The sequence below is a fragment of the Rhodococcus sp. (in: high G+C Gram-positive bacteria) genome, from assembly GCF_049286785.1.
In the GTDB taxonomy this organism is placed as follows: Bacteria; Actinomycetota; Actinomycetes; order Mycobacteriales; family Mycobacteriaceae; genus Rhodococcus_F.
This window is the reverse complement of the sequence record NZ_JBAQEO010000738.1, coordinates 1-4,681: the sequence shown is the minus strand read 5'-3', so window position 1 is coordinate 4,681 and position 4,681 is coordinate 1. Positions and strand designations below refer to the sequence as shown.

The 4,681-nt window shown below is 65.0% G+C and carries 2 protein-coding genes and 1 pseudogene; 1 reads left to right on the top strand and 2 read right to left on the bottom strand.

What is annotated here, in order from left to right:
• Positions 1-174 precede the first annotated feature (174 nt).
• On the bottom strand, positions 175-957 hold the full coding sequence (gene ubiG, locus WAW17_RS26815) for a bifunctional 2-polyprenyl-6-hydroxyphenol methylase/3-demethylubiquinol 3-O-methyltransferase UbiG (protein ID WP_422335898.1): 783 nt from the start codon (positions 955-957) through the stop codon (positions 175-177).
• 90 nt (positions 958-1,047) lie between these two features.
• Here ubiG and WAW17_RS26810 point away from each other — a divergent pair, with 90 nt between their 5' ends.
• Positions 1,048-2,514, top strand: a complete 1,467-nt coding sequence (locus WAW17_RS26810; RefSeq protein ID WP_422335897.1) for an MFS transporter — start codon at positions 1,048-1,050, stop codon at positions 2,512-2,514.
• Positions 2,515-3,041: 527 nt separating this feature from the next.
• On the opposite strand, the pseudogene WAW17_RS26805 reads toward WAW17_RS26810, so the two are convergent.
• A pseudogene (locus WAW17_RS26805) lies at positions 3,042-4,544 on the bottom strand (hypothetical protein); the annotation flags it as partial.
• Positions 4,545-4,681: the final 137 nt, after the last annotated feature.

The window sequence follows — 4,681 nt, the reverse complement described above, 5'->3', positions numbered from 1 at the left end:
TCACTGAAAGTGCTTTCTGATGCGGCGGATAATCTGGACTTCAACGACCCTGATCATCCCAGCTCAGAAGGCACTTTCCTCATTCACACGCCGACGCGGCCACCAAGATCTTCCACGGATTCAGGCTCAGGCTGTATCGCCTCACGGCGCTCTCAGGCTGTATCGCCTCACGGCTCAGGCCCCCGCCTCGATCGCGTAGCCCATGTACGAGATGGCGGTGCTCCGTACCTGCCCGAAATCGAATCTGCGGCTCAGCTCGCCGTAACTCAGATGCCCGCTCCGCGCTCTGGCCAGATCGATCACCCTACGTGGATTCTTCGACCGGGGACCCAGTCCCACGATCTCGCCGATCTCGAGCCCGTGCCGTTGCGCCACTGCGCGCAGCTCTCCGGGCCTGATGCACATGGACCAGTCGTGGATGGGCGTATCGAACATTCGGGTCAGCCGCCACTCCTGCATGATTTTGATCGCGACGACCTTGCTCGCGAGGGTGCGGTTGATCGTGTCGAACAGGTAGAGACCACCCGGCTTCAACGCGCGGGCGGTCTCCGCGAGTACCGCGTCCAGATCCGAGACATGCTCGAGCACATCGCAGCAGTACACCACGTCGAAGGTGGAATCCGGGACAGGCAGTCGTTCGCCGGTGCCGATCCGGTAGTCGATCTCGAGACCACCCTCCGCGGCGTGGCGGCGTGCCGCCTCCAGCGACACGCCGGACGGGTCGACACCCACAACACGAAATCCGATTCGTGTGAATTCCTCGGCGAGAAACCCGCCTCCCGAGCCGATGTCGAGCGCGGACAGTCCTCGGTAGTCCCCCGCCCAGCGTTTTTCGAGCACGGTCCGGAAGTACGCGAACCGGCCCGGCGTCACACTCCCGTGTAGGAGGTTGAGCGGATTGTCTTCCTCCCACCATGATTCGCCCACCCGGTTGTACACGTCGTTGTCGATAGGCATGACAACCCCTCTGCTCGCGAAAACGGACCGGTCCCGTCCATGGTCCCCGATCCCGCGCAAGCCGGTGCGCGAAGAGAGCACCATGAGTGCATGACGACACACCTTCGTCTCGCCACGAAGCAGGGACGTTGGGTTGTCACCGCAACCGTTCTCGGCTCGAGCCTCGCACTGTTGGACGGCACGGTGGTCAACATCGCCCTTCCCCACATCGGCGAGGACCTGGGCGCAGGCGTCGCCGGACTGCAATGGATCCTCAGTGGTTACACACTTGCCCTGGCTGCTCTGATCCTGCTGGGCGGAGCACTCGGTGACCGCTGGGGCAGACGCCGCGTCTTCGTGTGGGGGACGGTCTGGTTCGCGGTGTCGTCACTACTCTGCGGAATCGCCCCCGACATCACGCTGCTGGTGATCGCGCGGATCCTGCAGGGTGTCGGTGCCGCGATGCTGACACCGGGCAGCCTCGCCCTCATCTCGGCATCTCTCCATGAGGACGACCGCGGCGCCGCGATCGGACTGTGGTCCGGCCTCGGCGGAGTCGCCGGCGCCATCGGCCCGTTGCTCGGCGGTTGGCTCGTGCAGGTAGCCGGATGGCGCTCGGTGTTCCTACTCAACCTCCCGCTGGCCGTCATCGTCGTGTGGGCATCGATTCGTCACGTTCCCGAAAGCCGCGATCCCCATCCGCCCGATCACCTGGACGTCGTCGGTTCGGCGCTCGCCGTGGCCGGGCTCGGCGCCCTCACCTACGGGCTGATCGAGACGAATCTGCTCGCGGGAGCTCTGGGTGCCGCCTCTCTGCTCGCTTTCGTCGTGGTCGAACGCCGTTCACCTGACGCCCTCGTGCCGCCCGACCTGTTCGCTTCCCGCATGTTCGTGGCCGCGAATCTGGTGACCCTGGCCGTCTACGCAGCACTCGGCGGAGTGTTCTTCCTGCTGGTGCTGCAATTGCAGTTGGTGGCCGGATACTCGCCGATGGTGGCCGGACTCGCCACCGTACCGATCACTCTGGCGTTGCTACTGCTGTCCTCACGCGCCGGAAGATATGCACAGACGCACGGTCCCCGGCTCCCCATGACCATCGGCCCCGCGGTGGCCGCAGTCGGCCTGCTCCTCATGACGCGGATCGGCCCCGACCCGTCGTATGTGGTGGACGTGCTGCCCGGCATCGTGGTCTTCGGGCTCGGGCTGGCAACCATGGTCGCGCCGCTGACCGCTGCCGTACTGGGGTCGGTGCCCACCGAACAGTCCGGGATCGCGTCGGGAGTCAACAACGCCGTCGCCCGGACCAGTCAGCTGCTCGCGGTCGCAGCGCTGCCTGCCCTCGCCGGCATCGACGCAGAAAGCCTCGTCGATCCGGACGGCTTCTCGCACGGCTTCCGCATCGCAATGTTCATCTGTGTGGCCCTGCTACTTCTTGGGGCCGGCATTGCCGCCGCCCGCATCGGAAGCCCCGCCCGGCCACCCTCGGATTCGGTGGTGTGCAAACCACATTGCGATGTCACCGGCCCGGCCGTGCAACCTACGGATCTTCCCTCGCGACCGGGTTCCCCGACGGAATGACCCGCAATTCGACATCCCGTCCGCGGACTTATCGGACCTGACGACTTCTTCCGCCGTCCATCGAATGGTGCCCCTCCTGCATCCAACGGAACACATCGTGGAGTGACTGCATGTCCCCCCAGTTGAGCATCGGCGCACCCGACGATGGGTCGGTAGTCGATCGTCGTGTGGTGACGCTTCGTCAGCTCAACGACGGTTTCATTCTCGATGCCGAAGAAGTTCGTGCCAAACGTTGTGCAGTTTGCCGCCGTTATCGGCCCGCTGATACAGATGTCGGATTACCTACGCGGGGCCCGGACTTACCACTTCGACTCGGCACCCTTACGGTGTTGCCACTCGTTGATCGCTCGATCGGTGGTGGACCGGTCTCGTCCGTCCCGAGGATCTGCCGCAGCCGGCCGTGATATCTATCGAGAGTCATGCCGAAGGTCTCGAAGACATCGCTGGCCGGCGCTCCACCGTAGGGTGCCCACCGAGCGGCAAACCGGACGAGGTCCTTCTCTTCACGGTTCATTCCCAGGCTCCCCCTACACTGTTGCTTTGCATGCGCGATCGTCTTGGCCACCGACGCCTTGTCCTCGGTCGCCTTGGGAATCCGGCGGGGTGTCGGCGGAGTGAACCATCGTCGATTTGCCGAGCAGGTTGCCGTCCGGGTCAATCGCCCTCAGGTATTCCAGCTCCGTCGCGCTCGGCGCTTCCATCGAATGAACGTCAGGCGCGAGATGCACCTCCCACCCGGTTGCCGTACCGATGAGAGCGAGGGCCGCGTCCGCGCTGTCAGCCGCATCGGAGAACCACGCGGACAAGACGTACACCCCATCTCTTTTCCGGAGATGGCCGATGTCCGTGGCGATGACGTCGACGTGGGTACCGCGGTAGCTGATGAACTGTGCCGTCTCGACAAACTTGCGCGGATCCGCCGTCACAACGGCGATCGTCGTTACCTGCGCCGCGATGTCGGTGCTCCCCCCGCCTCCCACAAGGAAGTGGTCCGACGGCGAGCGATTGCTGTTCGCATTGCCCTGGCTGTCGATGATCCCGGCCGAGAGCACCGCGATAGTCGTCTCCGGCGTCGACGGGACCAACATGCCGAGGACTTCCAGGGTGCTGCTGAGGTGACGCGCGGTCGGAAGATTGCGAGTGTTGGAGAGGGTGGCGTCGTGGGGCCTGGGGACGTACCCGAGGACACCGCTCTCGAACACGAGATCTACGACATGGGCGTTCTCGAGGAGCGTTGCCCTCCCCAATGCCGCCGCAAGGTGCGACAGCCCCGCGCCGGCCACGACGGTGCGAGTCCCTGACGCCCTCGCCACCTCCTCCATCGCGCGGGCACCGGACACCGCGAGACGCTCACTCAACGTTATTCGGCCGACGTCGACAGTGTCGGGCTCGTTATCGAGTTCGTCGATGCGCCAGGACTCCTCGAGGTCCATGGCCACCAGATGCTCGATTCGCTCTGGGCCGAGTTGGCTGAGGTATTGCCCGCGGCTCGACACGTCGATCCACCGCTCGCTGAAGGACGACGCGTCCTCCACGTTTCGCAGACGCCCGAGTTCGGTGAGGAAGGCATAGTCCTCGCCATAGCCGGACGCTCCCCCGACGCGCACCGGCACCGGCGAGGAGGAAGGGTGTGCACCGAAGGGCAATTGCGCTACACCGAGAACACGGGCCGCGGGCACCCTCACGTGGCCCGCCCACCGACGCAGCTCGGCCGGAGACACAATGAGATCGGCCGTCAGGATGACACCCTTACGGGCGGCATAGACGGTGTACACGTCCTCGGCGAACGGCGGGAACAACACGCCGTTGCCCTCCCAGTCGGCGACAGGACAGTGGATGAGCGACACGTCTGGGCGCAAAGCTGGCATGACCGAGCATTCCGAGCCATCAAACGGATCCACCAGGCTCCTGACTCCCTCGGCGGAGCCGGCGGGCAGGTCGGTACCGTCCATGGTCCCTGCCGGGACGAAGGGCCACCCGAGGGCGCCGGCGAGCACCCGCTGGATCAGCGCCAGGATGGACCACTCCTCGACGACTAGATGTTGCGGTTCATGAGGTTGGTGACGCGATCGGTGCGAGTCGGTAGCTGAGGGCGCGGGTCTCTATCGGCAGGATGAGAAGTGCGACCAACTCGTCCCGACCAGAAAGAGACCCGCGTGTCCCACCG

Coding starts and splice junctions, on each gene's coding strand:
- ubiG (WP_422335898.1), bottom strand. CDS start 957: ATGCCTATCGACAACGACGTGTACAACCGGGTGGGCGAATCATGGTGG.
- WAW17_RS26810 (WP_422335897.1), top strand. CDS start 1,048: ATGACGACACACCTTCGTCTCGCCACGAAGCAGGGACGTTGGGTTGTC.